Consider the following 17,253-nt stretch of genomic DNA (forward strand, 5'->3'; position numbering starts at 1 on the left):
GGGGGTTCAGCCTCCTGAGCCCGCGCGGTTGGCGCGGATGAGCAGCCACAGCAGGATGGGTGCGCCGAGTACGCCGGTGATGATCCCGACGGGCAACTCGGTTCCGGGGATGAGGGTGCGGGCGATGAGGTCGGAGCCGGTGACGATGAGTGCGCCGGTGACGGCGGAGGTGATGGGCGGGGGATGTGCGGTGCGGGCCAGTCGTTGGGCGATCTGCGGTGACATGAGCGAGACGAAGGCGATGGGTCCGGCTGCGGCGGTGCCGAAGGCGATCAGGCCGACGCCGGTGAGCATCAGGCTCAGGCGCACGGTCTGGACGCGGATGCCGAGTCCGGCGGCGACGTCGTCGCCGAGCTGCAACGTACGGACCTGACGGCCGAGCCCGAGGGCGACCGGGACCAGGGCGACGAGGGCGATGGCGAGGGGGGTGGTCTGGGTCCAGTCGCGGCCGTTGAGGTTGCCGACGAGCCAGCCGAGTGCGGCCTGGGCTTGGAACTCCCCGCCGCGGGTGATGAGCCAGTCGGTGGTGCTGGTGCACATCCAGGAGACGCCGATGCCGATGAGGATGATGCGGTAGCCGGTGGTGCCGCCGCGCCAGGCCAGCGCGTAGACGGCCAGGGCGCTGGCCAGGGCGCCGAGCAGGCCGAGGGTCTGCAGGCCCAGGCCGCCGTCCCAGCCGAGGATGATGGCGGCGACGACGGCGGTACTGGAGCCTTCGGTCAGGCCGATGACGTCGGGGCTGGCCATGGGGTTGCGGGTCATGGTCTGGAAGATCGCGCCGGAGAGCGCGAAGGCGACGCCGACGAGCAGCCCGGTGGCGATGCGCGGCAGCCGCAGTTCCCGGACGATCAGGGTGCTTCCCGGGTCGCCGGTGCCGGCGAGGGCCTTGACGACGTCGGGCAGGCCGATCGAGAAGTCACCGATGGACAGGCTCACGCACACGACGGCGAACGTCGCGGCCAGCAGGGCCAGGCAGACGGCGATCAGACGGGGATGGAGCAGCCCGGACACGGGTGGCGTCGCCAGGCGGAAATAGCGTGGTACCTCGCGTGTGGTCATGGCTCATACCTCCGCGAGGCGCCGGCGGCGGACCAGTGCGATGAAGAACGGGCCGCCGAGGAACGCGACGAGTACGCCGGCCTGGATCTCGATCGGGCGGTCGAGCATCCGGCCGAGGATGTCGGCGGCCAGCAGCAGACCGGGCGCGACGAGTGCCGACAACGGAAGCAGCCAGCGGTGGTCCGGGCCCAGGCCCGCCCACTGGGCGAGTGCGCGTGCGGCGTGCGGGACGACGAGACCGAGGAAGACGACGGGGCCGATCACCGCCACGGCCGCCCCGGTCAGCAGCGTCACCGCCGCGACTCCCTGGACGCGTACGAGCCCGAGGCGGCGGCCGAGGGCGGCGGCGACGTCCTCGCCGAGTGCCAGGCTGTTCAACGCCGGCCCGCACGCCAGCGCCAGGATCGTGCCGATGGCGATGAAAGGCAGGACGCCCAGGACGGCGGCGCCGTTCTGGTCCGCGAGCGAGCCGGCGGACCAGAACCGGTACCGGTTGAGCGCGTCGGTGTCGGTGAGCACGATCGCGCTGGTGAGTGAGGACAGCAGAGCGCTTACCGCGACCCCGGCCAACGCCAGCTTCACCGGCGTCAGCCCCGAGCGGCCCAGCCGCCCGAGCAGATAGACCACCACGCTGGCCACCAGCGCTCCCGCGAAGGCGAACCAGACGTACCCGTAAAGCGTGCCGAGCCCGAGGACGCCGACCGCGATCACGACACCGAACCCACCACCCGCCGTGACCCCGAGCAGGCCCGGATCGGCGAGCGGGTTGCGAGTGAGCGCCTGCATCAACGCACCCGACAACCCCAGACCCACACCCGCCACCAGGCCGAGCGCCGTGCGCGGCACCCGAACCGACCAGATCACGTTGTCGACGACCGCGCTCTTCGGGTGACCGGCGAGCGCGCCCACGACCTGCCCGAACGGCACGTTCCGCGCGCCGAGCGCGAGGGAGAGCACGCAGAGGACGGCCAGCCCGGCGACGAGCCCGGCCAGCAGGAAGACCGGGCGCCCGGCCCGCGGAGGTGTGTTCATCTCAGCCGGCGGTCTGCTCGACCTTGGTGCCGACGTCGCCGTCGACCGCCGCCTTGAGCTGGGGGACCAGCCGGTCGAGCAGGTACGGGAGGCTGAGCACGGTCACGAAGGAGTACGCCGTTCCGTACGGAGTGTCCTCGCCGACGGCGACCTCGCGGCCCTGCTTGACCACGTTCAGGTCGGTGTAGAGCTTGTCGGCGTGCAGTTTGGGCAGGTCCTTGGCCAGGTTGGCGACCGTCCAGACGATGACCTGCTGGTCGAGCAGGTCCGTACGCTCCTTGCTGATGCTGGCGCCGTACTTGTCGCCGATCAGCTTGTCCAGGCCGGCGGGCAGCGCGAACCCGAGCGAGGACAGCGTCCGCGACCGCGGGTCCTGGCTGCCGTAGACGAAGTAGCCCTCGTACGGCGTGGCGGTGACGGCGCTCTTGCCCGTGAACTCCGGGTTCTCGGACTTGATCTTGGCGAACCGCTGCTCGACGCCGCTGACCAGCTTCTCCGCCGCGGCCTCCTGGCCGAGCGCCTTGCCGATCGTCCTGGTCTGGTCCTCCCACGGGATGCCGAAGTCGTTGTACTGCTTCGGCTGTGCCACGACCGGCGCGAACTTCGACAGTGTCTCGTACTGCTTCTTCGTCAGCCCTCCGTACAGCGAGAGGATCAGGTCCGGCCGCAGCGCCGCGATCTTCTCGACCTGGGGGCCGGTCCCGGTGTCCTTGAGGACGGTCGGCAGCGGAGCGCCGTGGAGAGCGCTCCGGGCCCAGGGGCCGATCGCGCCGGGGTAGCCGCCGAACCACTCGGTGGTGCCGACCGGCACCTTGCCCAGCGCGAGAACGGCGTCCTGGTCGGTGAGCCCGACCGTCACGATCCGCTTCGGCTCCGCCTTGATGGTCGTCGAGCCGTACTTGTGCGCGATCGTGACGGGGAACGCGGCACCGGCGGCGGCCTTGGCGGCGGGCGCGGAGTCCTTGCCGGATCCGCACGCGGACACCAGGCCGACGACGAGCAGAAGTGAAGCGAACGCCGCGGCCAGACGCGCGCCCCGGGGAACTACGGGCATGGGGGACTTCCTTCGTTCAGTACCTCGCACGAGACCTCCGGCCGAGCCGACGCGAGGCGTGCCGCAGCCAGGAAGGTCTACCTAACTTAGGGAAGCCTAACCTAATGATCGCTCAGCCGGAAATATGCGCCGCTTGTCACGGAGTGTCCGGTTGGCGGCGGCTCCCTCGTGGCCGAGCCTCCGACAGCAGCAGGGCGGCGGCATGCTCGACGACCATGTCCAGGTCGTCGCCCAGGGCGCCGGCCAGCCATTGCTGGGCCAGTTCGACCATGGCGCCCGTGAACATGGCGGCACCCACCCGTGCCAGGTACGGATCGACGGCCGGGCGGGCCTGGACCTCCTGCTGCAGGACCGCGTCGGTCAACGTCGCCTGGGTGGCCAGGCGGCGTTCGGCCAGCACCCGGTTGGCGCGCGCCTCGGTGAACAGCACCCGCCCCCGGCGAGGGTCGGCCGAGCTGAAGGAGAGCACGCCGCGGATGCCGGCCCGGAGCCGTACGGCCAGGTCGTCGCCTGCGGTGTCCAGTGCCACCCGGAGCTGCTCGGTCAGTTCGGACGCGACCCTGTCGTACACCGCGCCGAGCAGCTCGTCGGTGTCGGCGAAGCTCTCGTGGAAGTAACGGGCGTGCAGCCGGCCGGCCCGGCACACGGCGCGAAGCGACACTCCGGCCTCGCCCTCGGACCCGAACAGCACGAACGCCGCCTCGACCAGCCGGTTGCGGCGCTCGCTGCGGCGGTCGGCCAGCGGCACACCCGCCCACTCGGTCGCCGTCGTTCGCGCGTCGTTGGCCACCGGCTCAGCCTATCGGCGGGTTGTGGTCACGCCTGTAGCCAAAGTAGTCTGGCTACACTCGTAGCCAGAAAGGGAGCCGACATGTCCCTGCCGCCGCGCCGAACGCTCACCCGTCCCCTCGCCGACCGGATCGACCGGTACTTCGACATCGAGGTGCGGTCCCGTTTCTTCAAGAGACTGGAGTTCGCCGGTCCCGCGGGCGACCCCGGCTGGTTCGGCCCGGACAGCGCGGTCTGGTACGTCCACTCCCACCTGCCGACACTGTCGTTCGGGCTGGCCTGCGCCGCCTACCTGGAGGGCCTGGACCCCAGCATCCACTGGATGGCCGCCGACCACTCGCGGCTGACCGCCAGGGATTCCGCCGGCCGCCCGACGGGGGAGCTCGACATGGAGGGAGCGGCCGTACGCTTCGGGCACTCCCTGTCGTTCTTCATCGGCACCGCCTATGGCTCCACCGAGACCGCCGAGCGCCTCGCCCGTACGGTCCGCGCCATGCACCACACCGTCAAGGGCACCCGCCCCGACGGCCTGGCCTACGACGCCGACGATCCCGGCTGGCTCCGCTGGAACTACGCCACCGTCGTCTGGGGACTGGCCACCGCGCACGAGCGCTATCACCCCCGCCCGCTTCGCGGGGCGGCGCTGGACGGCTACTACCGCGAGTTCGTCCGCGTCGGCCACGCCCTCGGCGGCACCGACCTGCCCACCACCAAGGCCGAGACCCTCGACTGCCTGCGCGCCTATCTGCCTCGCCTGGCCGTCACCCCCGGCAAGGCCGACCGCACCGGCCCGAACCTCCGGGGCACCCCCACCACCCTCCTGACCGGGCGCTCCATGGACTGGGCCATCCGCGACACCCTCCCCGAGTGGGCCGCGCGCATGGTCATGTACCGGCCGCCGGGCCCCGTACGCCGCCGGGCCCGCCGCGCCGCCCTCCGGCTGGCCCTGAGCACCCCGCACGCCATCACCGGCCCGATCGAGGAGTTCCGCCAGGCGCAGGCCAGGGTCGCCGCCGGCACCACCACGGCACCCGTCACCCCCGCCTACCGGCCCGGCTCCGACCCCGTCCGCACGCGCGCCGAGGTCGAGGCCACGACCTGAGCCGCGCGCCGCAGCCGCGGAAGCGCAGGACACAGAACAGGGAGCACAGGGTGATCGACGGAATCCGGCTGGAGTACGACTGGCAGGGCGACCGCTATCTGGTGCGGCAGACGGAGGAGACGCGAATCCCGGGCGCGGAGGCCGTGCGCGTCGAGGTGGTGCGCATCAGCACGCACGGCGTGGACCTCCTCGGCGACCACGCGGACCCGAACGCGGCGGAAGAGTGGTACTTCGACCACCTGGCCACCCGGATCCTGTCCGCGCAGGGGCGGCTGGCGACCTTGCGCATCGCCGCCGTCGAGGCCGCGGTCGTCCCCGACGCTCACCGCGTGCACCTGGCGGCACGTGGCGCCGGGTTCGGCGCACTGGCATCGGCCTTCCCCGGACGCGACGCGGCCATGGCGGCGTGGGCGGAACTGGCCCACGACCTCGCGCTGGACGCCGGCCGCGGGCACCCTGCGCCGAACGGCGGCGGGGCGCCGGCGACGCACGCGGCGACACGCGGCCCGGGACCGTACTGACCGCCCGGCGGGTGCTCACCCGGGCTGATCGGGCCCGCGCGGCGCGTGGCGCCCGGAGTCGAACGGCTTGTAGCAGGTGAAACGGTTCTGTGGGTCGTCGGGCATCCATTCGAGCAGGACGGTGGTGGCGTCGTCGGACAGGCGGTCGTCCTGGAAGCCGACGATGGCGCGGTTGAGGCGGCGCAGTGTCTCGGACGCGGACAGGCCGGCGGAGCTGTGGCGGATGATGAAGTCGCTGAGACGCCGCTGGCCGAACGGGCCCCCGACGGCGGAGCGGCCTTCGACGACGCCGTCGGTGTAGAGGAGGACCCGATCGCCGGGCTGGAGCTGTTCGGTGTGGGTGGGCGGCCGCGTGCCGGGGACGGCGGCGCGGTCGTGACCGGCCAGGCCGAGCGGCAGGCAGGGGTCACGGGGCAGCTCCTTGACCACCTTGTTCTCCCGGATCAGCAGCGGCGACGGGTGGCCGCAGGTGATCCAGCGCAGCTCGCCGGTGCCGACGTCCAGGTCGCACACGAGCGCGGTGGCGAACCGCGAGTCGTCGAACTGGTCCGCGACGGCGCTGTCGGCGGCGGCGACGATGTCGGCCAGGTCGCCGCCGGCGCGGCGGGTGTTGCGGCAGGCCGCGATGGCGACGCTCGCGATCAGCCCGGCGGCGAGGTCGTGGCCGGTCGCGTCCAGGAGCGACAGGTGAAGGTGATCGCCGAGCAGCGCGTAGTCGAACGCGTCGCCGCCGACGTCATAGGCCGGTTCGAGAGCGGCGCAGATGACGACCTGTGGCGTGGCGAACGTGGTGGGGCCCATGAACGCCCAGACCATCTCCGCCGGCAGCGTCAACGGCCGGTCACGCCGTACCTGCGCGAAGGTGTCGCTGTAGCGGCTCTTGCTGATCACCAGTACGCCGGTGAGCGAGGCCAGCGCCCGGCAGCGGGCCAGCGTCACCTCGGTGATCTCATCGACGATGAGCTCCATCACACCGAGGCGCTCGGTCCCGTCCGTCAACGGCACCCACAGCCGGTGGGAGGACGTTTCGCCGACGGTGCCGTCCGCCTGGTGAACGGCGACCGTCTGGAACGCGCGTCCGGCCAGGGTCGACTCGATCGCCAGCGCCTGCCCGGGATCGGATCCGCCGCCGGGTACCGGGTAGAGATGGCGTTGTTGCAGGTCGGCCAGGTAGATCCGGACCTGCTCGATCCCCAGGGCGCGAGACTCCTCCTCCAGCGCCGTCGTCAGGTCGTCCGGGCGCATGAGGTGCGCCCGCGCGAGCAGAGCCGTCAGGCATCTGCCGAGCAGGGCGTCATCCGAAGAGGTGTCGCCGGTCACCGCTAACTCGGCCTCCCCATTCTGGGGTGTCTTGGCGTGTTTCCTCCCCAGCGGAAGCACGTCGCTGGTTGTAAGGCCTACCCGCTGCGGCAGGCTGCGCGCACGTGTGAGGCCCGCGCCGTCGGTCGGCGCGGGCCTCACTGTGCCGGAGCGGGTCAGAAGCCGCAATAGAGGTTGGAGCCGTAGCCGGGCAGCAGGGAGTCCTTCACCCAGCCGGCCGAACCATCGGAGTTGTTCCGGACGTAGGTCCAGGTTCCGTTCTCGCCGCTTGTGAAGCAGTGGTAGTCCAGCTCGTCCTGGTTGTCGGCCCAGCCTCTGACGCCGCAGCCCGTACTGGAGCCGGAACGCTCGTTCGCGCTGACGCCCGCCGGCATCCTCGGCCAGCCGCTGGCGTCGATGTCAGCGGGGGCGGCACGGCCGCAGGAGGCGCTCGCCGACGCCGTCCCCGCGGTGCCGGCCACCAGCCCGGTCGAAGCGGTGAGCGCCGCCACCGCCAGCGTCACCCCGCGTGTTACTCGCATGATCTGATCCTTTCTACACTCCGTCACCGCTGGTCTGAGGCCCTTGTGAAATTGCGGATGTCTCTCGCCTTTCCCCTCCGTGGAGATTCCTGTTCGCTGTGCGTCGGGCCATCTGAAGTCTCCCTATGGGGGTTTTCGGCCTCAAGCCATGTATCCGTGAATAAAAGCCTCTCGAAACGGCGATAGATAAATACGGGAGTCCGCGGTGAAGATCGGATCCATGATTCGCCTCTACTTCACCGCCGCCGACCTAAGGAAGATCACCTTCGCGGCGGACTTGAACGCGCTGGTGGAGATCGCGTTGAGTGTTCACCGGCTCCATCGCTGGCGCGCCGGTGGGGCCCAGCCGCGCCGGGGGACTCTGCGGTGGCATCGTGAGCTGGGAAGCAGCCTGGAAGAACGCGCGGGCGTCCTCTTCGACCTGATACCGCGCAGGCCAGGCGACTGGATGCCGTGTTTTCTCTTCGAGCCGAGCATCAGCGATCTGGCCGAGGCCGTCGAACTGGTCGGCCAGGCGCCTGCCGCCCAGGTCGCCGCCGACGTGAGCCGGTTGGCGCCGTTCCAGAGGTCCAGCCGGCGGGTCCAGGCACTGGCGAGCGGTGCGGCCGGATCCAGGAAGGCCCTCGCCGACGATCTGTGCACTTACTTCGACTCGTCGCTGGCGTCTTCCTGGTCCCAGATCCGGGCCACCACGGTCACCGACCGCGCGCTTCGCTCGGAGATTCTCTTACAGGGCGGAATCGACGCCCTGTTCGGCACGCTCGGTTTCGGAGTGCGCTGGGAGCCGCCGACTCTGCACATTCCAGCCCCGTTCACAGCCGACATCCACCTGGAGGGACGTGGGCTGCTGTTGCTGTCGTCGTACTTCACGATCGCGTCGGTGGGAATGGACTCTCCGAACTGGCCCCCGGTCCTGGTCTACCCGATGTACCTGGGAGGCCGGCCGGACGACGGGACGGACGCCCTCGGCCCTCTGCTCGGCCGTACCCGGGCGGCCGTCCTGGCCTCTCTCCGCATGCCGGCCACCACGACGTCGCTGGCCGGCCGCGCCGGCGTCTCCGTGTCCTCCGCGAGCCAGCACACCACGGCACTTCGCAACGCCGGACTCATCTCCACGATCAGACGCGGCCTCGTCGTCGAGCACACGCTGACTCCGCTCGGGGCGGCCCTGCTGCACGGCAACTCGATGTGACCGTCCGTCTGCCCGATGACGGCCTGATCAGTGATTCACACGGCAATATCGTCATGTGATAATGCCTATGCCTCTTATGTGCGGTTAACCGTTCACGGTCCGATTCGTGGTCCTTTTCGCCTCCCCACACGTCGTCCCTGCTCAGGCCAGGGGATCCTATGGACTGCTCCAGTGACCACATCGCCGAGGGGACCCTCGGCGGATTCACCGCCCGTCAGCTACTCCGGCTCTGCCACGTCCTCCGTCTCGACCCTGCCGTCGCGGGCCGGTACGCGGACGATCTGGTCGGGTCACTGGGCTCTGCGGCTCGGCGTCCGCTCTCCCTGCCGCCGGCCTCGCCCAGCTTCGTGGCCGACGACCACACGCCGGTGGAGTTCTCGCTGTCGTTCAGGTCCGGCGCGGACCCGGTGCTTCGGGTGCTGCTGGAGCCGGGGTCCGCCTTCGGCGACCTGGCCGAGAACGGGCGCCATGGATGGCGTGCCGTACGCGCGATGGCCCGGCGCTGGGGTCATGCCTGCGACCGGCTCGACGCCCTGGAGGACCTGTTCTTACCCGCCGATCCGCGGGGCCCCTTCGCTCTGTGGTGCGCGCTGGAGCTGGGCCCGGGCGGCGCCCCCAAGCTGAAGGTGTACCTGAACCCGTCGGCGAACGGCGCGGACCGTGCCGCCGAGACGGTGCGTGAGGCACTCGGCGCGCTCGGCCGTCACGAGGCGTTCGCCACCCTGCCGGCGGGGGACGCCTACCCGTTCCTCGCCCTCGACCTGGGCCACGGGCCCTCATCCCGGGTGAAGGTCTACATCAAGCACGACGACCTCACCGCCGGTGAGGCGGGCGGTCTCCCGCGAATGGAACCCGGTCCTCCGCGCGAGACGCTGACGGAGTTCCTCCGCGTCGCGGCCGGGCACGGCACCGGCGTACTGGGGGTCGTGGGCTGTCACTCCTTCACCGAGATGACCACGGCCCGGCCGAGCGGGTTCACCCTGCACCTCCCGATCCGGACCTGTGTCCGGCACGACGGGGAGGCGTACGCCCGGACGGTGTCCGTACTCGAACGTCACGGAATGGACCCCGAACCGCTCACCAGGTCGCTGGCCGCTCTCACCGCACGCCGGCCGGAGGACGGATCCGGCCTCATCGCCTACCTCGCGCTGGTGCACGAGAAGGCCCGGCCGCCGCGCGTGACCGCCTACCTCTCCTGCGAGGCGTACGGAGTCCAGCCCCCGAGGTACCCCTGACACACGGCAAGGAGCCCAATGCTCAAGAAGATCGTCATCGTCGGCGGTGGCACCGCCGGCTGGATGTCGGCCGCGTACCTGCGGGCCGCCTTCGGCGACCGGATCTCCGTGACCGTGGTGGAATCCAGGCGGATAACGACGATCGGCGTCGGAGAGGCGACGTTCAGCACCATCCGGCACTTCTTCGACTACCTGGGGCTCGCCGAGCACGAGTGGATGCCGTCCTGTAACGCCACCTACAAACTGGGCATCCGGTTCGAGAACTGGCGGGAGAAGGGACACACCTTCTACCACCCGTTCGAGCGGCTTCGCGTGGTCGACGGATTCCCGCTGACCGACTGGTGGCTGCACCAAAGGCCCAGCGACCGGTTCGACCAGGACGTGTTCCTGATGTCGTCGATCTGCGACGCCAAGCGCTCGCCCCGCCATCTGGACGGCACTCTCTTCGAGCGGGAGCCCGCAGGAGGAGAACGCACCACGCTCTCGGAACAGAACACCCAGTTCCCGTACGCGTACCACTTCGACGCCTCCCTGCTCGCGGACTTCCTGGCGCGGTACGCCACGGGGCGCGGCGCCCGGCATGTCCGAGACGATGTGGTCGACGTCGCGCGGGACGCCCGGGGGTGGATCGACCACCTGGTCACGCGCGAGCACGGCGCGATCGACGGCGACCTGTTCGTCGACTGCACGGGTTTCCGTGGTCTGCTGCTGAACAAGACGCTCGGCGAGCCGTTCGTCTCCTTCCAGGAGACCCTGCCCAACGACAGCGCGGTCGCGCTGCGCGTACCCGCCGACATGGAGCGAGGCGGGATACGGCCGTGCACCACGGCCACCGCGCAGGACGCCGGATGGATCTGGACCATTCCGCTGTACGGCCGAGTCGGGACGGGATACGTGTACGCGAGCGACTACACGACCCCGGAAGAGGCCGAGCGCGCCCTGCGTGAATTCGCCGGGCCGCGCGCGGCGGACCTGGAGGCCAACCACATTCGCATGCGCATCGGGCGCAGCCGCAACTCCTGGGTCGGCAACTGCGTGGCGATCGGGCTGGCCAGCGGTTTCGTCGAACCGCTCGAATCCACCGGCATCTTCTTCATCCAGCAGGGCATCGAGGAACTCGTCAAGCACTTCCCCGACGCCGGCTGGGATCCGGGCCTGCGCGAGTCCTACAACCGCACGGTGGCGAACGCCATCGACGGCGTACGCGAGTTCCTGGTCCTGCATTACCGGGGGGCGGCCCGGTCGGACAACGCGTACTGGCGGGACGCGAAAACGCGGTCCCTGCCCGACGGCCTGGCCGAGCGGATCGAACGCTGGAAGTCGAAGCCGCCCACGGAGGAGACCGCCTACCCGCACTACCACGGCTTCGAGTCCTACTCCTACCTGGCCATGCTCCTGGGCCTGGGAGGAGTCCCGCTCAAGCCCCCGGGCGCGCTGAGCCTGATGGACGGCACCCGGGCCGTCAAGGAGTTCGCGGCGATCAAGGACGAGGCTCAGGAACTGGTCAAGCGGTTGCCCGGCCATTGGGAGTACCTGGCCCATATGCACTGAGCCGGCGGCCGGCCGGATTCTCCTCGGGGGTCGGACATTTCGGCGGCCCGGAGATCACTGTCGGGTTCCGGTATCCGACCGGGGACGCGTCCGCCGACAGCGCCACCCCGGTCGGCCCGTACACGGGAACCACTGCTAGTCCACTGGTCCCGAAGTAAGCGCGCGGTGCCGGGGTGGGGATCTCAACCGGAAGGGCTTCGCGGGGCTTCGGGATGACCAGCCGCCTCAGGGTCGCGGCGAGATCGGCCGTCGTCCGGGCGAACGCCGGTGCCGGCGCCTTGGCGGCCGACGCGAGTCGCGTCAGGTTCCCTTCTTCCGCCGCGGGGGTCCGGTAGCCGACAAACCGGATGATCACCGAGATGACTTGCGCGGCGGCAAATTTTGTAGCAAGTTATGTATTGCTACGAAAGTTCGGGACATTGGAGTCGCGATGGGTACGTCATTACTGCTGTACGCCGTGTTCATCCCGCTCGGAGTGCTCGTCATCACCCTGATCGTGCTGTGGACTCTTCGCTCGGCGGCGGACCGTTGGCTGGAGTCGTTCCGTAAGCGGACCGGGGTGGTTCTCAACGCCGAGCAGGAGTCGCGAGCGCGTCGGCGGGTGCGTCGGCGGAACCTCTACAGCGGCTGGGGTACGGGTCTGGGCATGCTCGCGCTTTTTGAAGGCGACGCGTGCGCCCACTATCTCGGCCTGCCCGGCCGGTACTCCTTCCTGCTGTTCGCGATCCTGTGGTGTGGGTGGTTGGTCGGTACGAACATCGGGGACATCCGGTGGGTCCGGAGGAACCAGGAGCCGGTCCGGGTCGCGCACGCTCGGTCGGTCGGCGTCGCCGACTACGTCAGTCCGGTGATGGCGACGTTGACGCGTGGCCTCGCGCTGTCTCCGCTCGTGCTCGTGGGAGTGGCGACGTTTCTGCCGGGGCGCGGCCAGTCGGCCGGCTTGCTGACGCTTCTCGTGGTGTCCTTACTGCTGGCGGGCTATATGGTCGTGATGGAGACGGTCCAGCGCTGGCTGGCCATCCAGCCGCAGCGGGCCGGCACGGAGGAAGAACTGATCCTGGAGGATGCTCTGCGCGCGGAGACGTTGCAGTCGATGGCCGCGGCCCCTGCGGCGTTCGGCGTCATGGCCTCGTGCGCGGGCTGGTCGCTGATAGGAGATCGGCCGGCCGCCGCCGGGCTGGGTTCGGTGCCCTTCGTCTTCTTCGTCGTCTCCGTCGGCTCGGTGGTGTTGCTCCAGAATCGTCTGGGGTATCGCTTCCACCGGAAGATCTGGGCCGAGCGTGATCACGCTTGACGCGAGCTCGACGGTCCCGCCGTACGAGCAGGTCCGGGTGCAGATCGCCGAGCAGGTGCAGGACCAGCGGCTGCCGGCCGGTACCAAGCTTCCGACGATCCGCCGGCTGGCCGACGACCTCGGGCTCGCGCCCAACACCGTGGCGCGCGCCTACCGCGAGCTGGAGCACGACGGCGTCATCGAGACCCGCGGCAGGCAGGGCACCTTCGTGTCCGGGTCCCTCGACCGGGCGACGCGGCTCGCCCAGGAGGCCGCGATGGAGTACGCCCAGCGGGTCAAACGGCTCCGGATCGCCTCCAGCGACGCCCTGCGGTTCGTCGAACGGGCCCTCGACATCTCCTGACGCCCTGAGCCACCGGACGGCGGCCGGTTCGCCGCTCACAGCCAGCCGCGCTTGGCGGCGGTGACACCCGCCTGGAAGCGGGTCTCGGCGTTCAGCGTCCGCATCAGGGACTGGACGCGGCGCTGGGCCGTACGAGGGCTGATCCCGAACGCTCGCGCGATGGTCAGGTCCGTGTGGCCGGCCATCAGCAGAGTGAGAAGGCGCCGGGTCTCCTCATCCGGCACGTCGCCGCCCGTACGCGCGGCCAGCGGCAGGCCGGTCGCCCACAGGGCCTCGAACAGCGCGATGAGACCGTCGAGCAGCGAGCACGGGTGCACGAGGTAGGCCGAGTCGACGATGTCCCCACTGATGGTCTGCGGTAGGAGCGCGGCCTGGTCGTCGATGAGGACCATCTTGAGCGGCAGCGCCGTCACCACGCGGGCGATCTCACCGCCCGCCAGGCACGCCGCGATGTCCCCCTCCAGGCGCCCGGGGATCGCCACGGCGGCACGGTCGTAGAGACCCCGGACGGTCACGCCCGCACGGGCCGCCTGCTCGGTCGGGGCGACGAAGCTGATCGGATCGCTGACGTACGGCGGGGTGTCGAAGGTCCGGATCTCCCGTACGGCGGTGTCCTGCAGCCGTCGTACGGCCGAGGCGACGTTGTCGGTTCCGGCGATGACCTCCAGGCGACCCGCCGGGTGACCGGAGTGGCCCATCCGGCCGAAGAGACGCTCCAGGTCGCCGACCACGCTCTGTGCCTCGGAGACGGCGTTCTCGGCATGCGCCAGGCGAGAACGGAGGGCGGCCTTCGGCGAGACCGCGCGGAACCTCGCCGGTTCCCCGGCGATCCGCACGATCAGCCCGTCGGCCATGAGCTGGTGGGCCGCGGAGCCGACCACGCTCTCGGCGTGGCCGCTGTGCACGGACAGGTCGGCGACGTCGCTGTCCGGCGTGGTGAGCACCGCGAAGAACACCTCACTCTGCACCCGGTCGATCCCGAGCGCCTCGAGCGATGAGGCGTCGTGGCGTGTTACCGCCATTCGGCGATTTCTGGTCACACGGCTACCTTGCGCCATATTTCAGACAAATGGAAGGCTCTGCTCGGCGGCCCGATGCCCCCGTGGCCGTGTGCCGAGAGTTAGGTGACCATGAGATCGAAGCCCCTCCCGTCCATCCGCGGCCTGTACCTGACGGCCGCGGCGGTGGTCGCCGCCTCGTGCGCGATCGTGGGCCCGGCCACCGCGGCCACGACGCGTACGCCGGCTCCACCCGCCCGATCCGGTGACACGACCGACACGACGGCCAGGCCGCCGATCAGGTCGGCGTTCGCCCCCGGGCGCTACATCGTCACGCTCGCGACCAAGCCCGTCGCCACCTACGAGGGCGGCGTGGCGGGCATCGCCAGGACCAGGCCTGCCAAGGGCGCGAAGGTCAACGCCGCCTCGTCGGACGCCCGCGCGCTCGGCGGCTACCTCAGGCGCCAGCAGGACTCCGCCGCCGGCAGCGTGCACGCGGTCGCCGACCAGCACTTCACCGTCGCGCTCAACGGGTTCTCCGCGAAGCTGACGGCCGCGCAGGCCACGGCGCTTTCCCACAGTGCCGGCGTCACCTCCGTCGTCCCGGACAAGATCCACACGATTCAGGACGACAAGCGCTCGACCGACTTCCTCGGCCTGTCGGGCAAGTCCGGCTTGTGGAAGGCCGCAGGAGGGACCAAGAAGGCCGGCAAGGGCATCGTCGTCGGCGACATCGACACCGGTATCTGGCCGGAGGCCACGTCGTTCGCCGGGCCCGCTCTCGGGGCCGAGCCGGTGGCGTCCGCGCCCTTCCGCGCGTACCGCGACGGAGCGGCCATCGTCCAGCACAAGGCCGACGGCTCGACGTTCACCGGCGCCTGCCAGACCGGCGAGCAGTTCACCGCCACCGCGTGCAACACCAAGCTGATCAGCGCCCGCTACTTCGACGCCGGATTCCTCGACGTGGTCGGCGGCGCCTCCGGGCTGAACGACTACCAGTCGGCGCGCGACGGCGAGGGCCACGGTACTCACACGGCCTCCACCGCGGCCGGGGACGCCGGCGTCGAGGCCTCGATCCACGGCCGCGACTTCGGCGACATCTCCGGAGTGGCGCCGGCGGCGTCCATCGCCGTCTACAAGGCGCTGTGGACCGGAAAGACCACCTCGGGCGGTACGACCTCCGACATCGTGGCCGCCATCGACCAGGCCGTCAGTGACGGCGTGGACGTCATCAACTACTCGGTGGGCAGCATCTTCGAGTCCGACGTGAACGACCCGGTGCAGCTGGCCTTCCTGTCCGCGGCCTCGGCCGGGATCTTCGTGGCCACCGCCGGCGGCAACGCCGGCCCGGACGCCTCCTCGCTGGACAACACCGCGCCCTGGACCACCACCGTGGCCGCCAGCACGATCGCGCCGTACCTCGCGACGGTGAAGCTGGGCAACGGCCACGCCTACGCCGGCGCGAGTGTGAGCGTGACCGCGACGGTCGGGCCGAAGCCGCTCGTACGGTCCGGCGACATCGCCGCGCCCGGTGCCGCGGCCTCCGACGCCGCCCTGTGCCAGCCGTCCACGCTCGACCCGGACAAGGCCAAGGACAAGATCGTGGTCTGTGACCGCGGCGTCAACGACCGCGTGGCCAAGTCCGCCGAGGTCCAGCGGGCGGGCGGCGCCGGCATGGTCCTGGTGAACCTCACCGACCTGGACACCGACGCCGACGCGCACAGCGTGCCCACGGTCCACCTGAACACCCCGGACGCGACCGCCGTACGGGACTACGCGGCGACGTCCGGGGCCACCGCGACCCTGGTGCCGGGCAACACGAGCGGCGCGTCCGTCCCGTACCCGCAGATCGCCGGGTTCTCCTCGCGCGGTCCGTCGCGGTCGAACAGCGGTGACCTGCTCAAGCCCGACATCGCGGCGCCCGGAGTGTCGATCCTGGCCGCCGTCGCGCCCCCGACCAACTCCGGCGACGGCTTCGCCTTCGAGTCCGGGACGTCGATGGCCACCCCGCACATCGCCGGCCTGGCCGCCATCTACCTGGGGCTGCACCCGACGATGTCACCGATGGCGATCAAGTCCGCGCTGATGACGACGGCCAAGCCCACGAAGAACGCGGACGGAAGCGTCAACGAGGACGTCTTCGCCCAGGGCGCGGGCGAGGTCACCCCGCGGTCGATGCTCGACCCCGGGGTGGTCTATGACTCCTCCGACAACGACTGGCTCGCGTACCTGACCGGCCGCGGCGTGAACACCGGCGTCCCCGGCATCAGCACCTCGCAGCTCAACTCGCCGTCGATCGCCTCGGGTCACCTGCTCGGCACCGAGACGTTCACCCGGACGCTCACGGCCGAGACACCGGGCCTCTACCACGCGACGATCTCGGTCCCCGGCATGCAGGCGAAGGTCAGCCCCGGCATCCTGAACTTCGGCCAGGCGGGCGACACTCACACCTTCACCGTCACCCTCACCCAGACCACCGCGCCCTCCGGGAGGGCGACGTCGGGCTCGCTGACCTGGAGCGGGGCCGGGACGGCGGCGCGCAGCCCGATCGTGGTCACGCCGGTCGGCGCGGACGCGCCGGCCCAGGTATCGGGTTCTGGTAAGTCGGGCTCGGTGTCCTACCAGGTGACGCCGGGCAGCGACCGCCTGTCGCTGAGGGCGTACGGGCTCGTCTCCGGCCCGGCGCAGAAGGGCGCGGTGGACGGCAGCGACCCGAACAACCAGGCCGCGTACCCCTTCACCGTCACGGCCACGACGAAGGCGGTCCAGGTCACGTCGCAGACCGAGGACCCGAACGCGGCCGCCGCGGTCATCCTCGTGCAGGGCGACTACGCCACCGGCGGCTCCATCCTGGCGTTCGGCGACGTCGCGAGCCGTTCCCAGATCACCGAGAGTGGTCTCGAACCGGGCCACTACACGGCGTACGTCGTCGCGCTGAGCAACGCGCCGGGGACCACGTCGACGCCGTTCACCTACCGGGCGAACATCGTCGACGCCTCCGACGCGGGCCACACGCTGTCGGTGTCGCCTGCCACCGCGACCGCGCCGCGCGGCCAGGCGTTCACCGCCACGGCCAAGTGGACCGGCGCGGACGCGGACGTGCCCGCCACCGGTTACGTGGAATACCCCCACGGAACCGGCACGGTGGTCAGCGTCAACTGATCCGCCACCGCGACGTGGTCCGCCGGCTCGCACGAGCCGGCGGACCACGCCGTACGTCCGGACGGCGTCGGCCCCCTCTG

General features: G+C 70.6%; 15 protein-coding genes. 8 read left to right on the top strand and 7 right to left on the bottom strand.

Features of this window, described 5'->3' with window-relative positions; all coding sequences use genetic code 11:
* Positions 1–6: 6 nt before the first annotated feature.
* The 4 genes from QWU11_RS35295 to QWU11_RS35310 form a co-directional block, all read right to left on the bottom strand.
* Complete coding sequence (locus tag QWU11_RS35295; RefSeq protein WP_290118847.1) at positions 7–1,059, bottom strand: iron chelate uptake ABC transporter family permease subunit; 1,053 nt, start codon at positions 1,057–1,059, stop codon at positions 7–9.
* Between the two features lie 3 nt (positions 1,060–1,062).
* A complete protein-coding gene (locus tag QWU11_RS35300) occupies positions 1,063–2,091 on the bottom strand; it encodes an iron chelate uptake ABC transporter family permease subunit (RefSeq protein ID WP_290118848.1) in 1,029 nt (342 codons plus the stop codon).
* Between the two features lies 1 nt (position 2,092).
* Entirely contained in the window at positions 2,093–3,145 is a 1,053-nt protein-coding gene (locus QWU11_RS35305) for an iron-siderophore ABC transporter substrate-binding protein (protein ID WP_290118849.1), read from the bottom strand.
* A 136-nt stretch (positions 3,146–3,281) separates the two neighbouring features.
* On the bottom strand, positions 3,282–3,935 hold the full coding sequence (locus QWU11_RS35310) for a hypothetical protein (RefSeq protein ID WP_290118850.1): 654 nt from the start codon (positions 3,933–3,935) through the stop codon (positions 3,282–3,284).
* An 81-nt stretch (positions 3,936–4,016) separates the two neighbouring features.
* On the opposite strand from QWU11_RS35310, the gene QWU11_RS35315 reads away from it, so the two are divergent.
* A complete protein-coding gene (locus QWU11_RS35315; protein WP_290118851.1) occupies positions 4,017–5,036 on the top strand; it encodes an oxygenase MpaB family protein in 1,020 nt (339 codons plus the stop codon).
* A 50-nt stretch (positions 5,037–5,086) separates the two neighbouring features.
* The gene (locus QWU11_RS35320) at positions 5,087–5,557 is read left to right on the top strand and encodes a hypothetical protein (RefSeq protein WP_290118852.1); all 471 of its coding nucleotides are present in this window, start codon (positions 5,087–5,089) and stop codon (positions 5,555–5,557) included.
* Positions 5,558–5,572: 15 nt separating this feature from the next.
* Here QWU11_RS35320 and QWU11_RS35325 read toward each other — a convergent pair whose 3' ends face one another.
* Positions 5,573–6,877, bottom strand: coding sequence for a PP2C family protein-serine/threonine phosphatase (locus tag QWU11_RS35325; protein ID WP_290118853.1), 1,305 nt, complete (start codon positions 6,875–6,877; stop codon positions 5,573–5,575).
* A 155-nt stretch (positions 6,878–7,032) separates the two neighbouring features.
* Positions 7,033–7,398, bottom strand: a complete 366-nt coding sequence (locus tag QWU11_RS35330; protein WP_290118854.1) for a hypothetical protein — start codon at positions 7,396–7,398, stop codon at positions 7,033–7,035.
* 220 nt (positions 7,399–7,618) lie between these two features.
* Here QWU11_RS35330 and QWU11_RS35335 point away from each other — a divergent pair, with 220 nt between their 5' ends.
* The 5 genes from QWU11_RS35335 to QWU11_RS35355 all read left to right on the top strand — a co-directional run bounded on the left by QWU11_RS35335 (position 7,619) and on the right by QWU11_RS35355 (position 13,013).
* Positions 7,619–8,590, top strand: coding sequence for a winged helix-turn-helix domain-containing protein (locus QWU11_RS35335; protein ID WP_290118855.1), 972 nt, complete (start codon positions 7,619–7,621; stop codon positions 8,588–8,590).
* Positions 8,591–8,748: 158 nt separating this feature from the next.
* The gene (locus QWU11_RS35340) at positions 8,749–9,825 is read left to right on the top strand and encodes a tryptophan dimethylallyltransferase family protein (protein WP_290118856.1); all 1,077 of its coding nucleotides are present in this window, start codon (positions 8,749–8,751) and stop codon (positions 9,823–9,825) included.
* An 18-nt stretch (positions 9,826–9,843) separates the two neighbouring features.
* Entirely contained in the window at positions 9,844–11,376 is a 1,533-nt protein-coding gene (locus tag QWU11_RS35345; RefSeq protein ID WP_290118857.1) for a tryptophan halogenase family protein, read from the top strand.
* 430 nt (positions 11,377–11,806) lie between these two features.
* Entirely contained in the window at positions 11,807–12,670 is an 864-nt protein-coding gene (locus QWU11_RS35350; RefSeq protein ID WP_290118858.1) for a hypothetical protein, read from the top strand.
* Positions 12,657–13,013, top strand: coding sequence for a GntR family transcriptional regulator (locus tag QWU11_RS35355; RefSeq protein WP_290118859.1), 357 nt, complete (start codon positions 12,657–12,659; stop codon positions 13,011–13,013). Before QWU11_RS35350 ends, QWU11_RS35355 begins: the two co-directional genes overlap by 14 nt.
* A gap of 35 nt (positions 13,014–13,048) precedes the next feature.
* On the opposite strand, the gene QWU11_RS35360 is transcribed toward QWU11_RS35355, so the two are convergent.
* Entirely contained in the window at positions 13,049–14,035 is a 987-nt protein-coding gene (locus QWU11_RS35360; protein WP_290118860.1) for a helix-turn-helix domain-containing protein, read from the bottom strand.
* A gap of 108 nt (positions 14,036–14,143) precedes the next feature.
* Between QWU11_RS35360 and QWU11_RS35365 the strand changes: the two genes are divergently transcribed.
* On the top strand, positions 14,144–17,173 hold the full coding sequence (locus QWU11_RS35365) for a S8 family peptidase (protein ID WP_290118861.1): 3,030 nt from the start codon (positions 14,144–14,146) through the stop codon (positions 17,171–17,173).
* The last annotated feature ends 80 nt before the right edge of the window (positions 17,174–17,253 follow it).

This window comes from Actinomadura sp. DC4 (genome assembly GCF_030406325.1).
Classification (GTDB): Bacteria; Actinomycetota; Actinomycetes; order Streptosporangiales; family Streptosporangiaceae; genus Actinoallomurus.

What these genes read in the sequence shown, in the direction of transcription:
- QWU11_RS35295 (WP_290118847.1), bottom strand. Translation starts at nt 1,059, where the DNA reads ATGACCACACGCGAGGTACCACGCTATTTCCGCCTGGCGACGCCACCC.
- QWU11_RS35300 (WP_290118848.1), bottom strand. Translation starts at nt 2,091, where the DNA reads ATGAACACACCTCCGCGGGCCGGGCGCCCGGTCTTCCTGCTGGCCGGG.
- QWU11_RS35305 (WP_290118849.1), bottom strand. Translation starts at nt 3,145, where the DNA reads ATGCCCGTAGTTCCCCGGGGCGCGCGTCTGGCCGCGGCGTTCGCTTCA.
- QWU11_RS35315 (WP_290118851.1), top strand. Translation starts at nt 4,017, where the DNA reads ATGTCCCTGCCGCCGCGCCGAACGCTCACCCGTCCCCTCGCCGACCGG.
- QWU11_RS35330 (WP_290118854.1), bottom strand. Translation starts at nt 7,398, where the DNA reads ATGCGAGTAACACGCGGGGTGACGCTGGCGGTGGCGGCGCTCACCGCT.
- QWU11_RS35335 (WP_290118855.1), top strand. Translation starts at nt 7,619, where the DNA reads ATGATTCGCCTCTACTTCACCGCCGCCGACCTAAGGAAGATCACCTTC.
- QWU11_RS35340 (WP_290118856.1), top strand. Translation starts at nt 8,749, where the DNA reads ATGGACTGCTCCAGTGACCACATCGCCGAGGGGACCCTCGGCGGATTC.
- QWU11_RS35345 (WP_290118857.1), top strand. Translation starts at nt 9,844, where the DNA reads ATGCTCAAGAAGATCGTCATCGTCGGCGGTGGCACCGCCGGCTGGATG.
- QWU11_RS35350 (WP_290118858.1), top strand. Translation starts at nt 11,807, where the DNA reads ATGGGTACGTCATTACTGCTGTACGCCGTGTTCATCCCGCTCGGAGTG.
- QWU11_RS35360 (WP_290118860.1), bottom strand. Translation starts at nt 14,035, where the DNA reads ATGGCGGTAACACGCCACGACGCCTCATCGCTCGAGGCGCTCGGGATC.
- QWU11_RS35365 (WP_290118861.1), top strand. Translation starts at nt 14,144, where the DNA reads ATGAGATCGAAGCCCCTCCCGTCCATCCGCGGCCTGTACCTGACGGCC.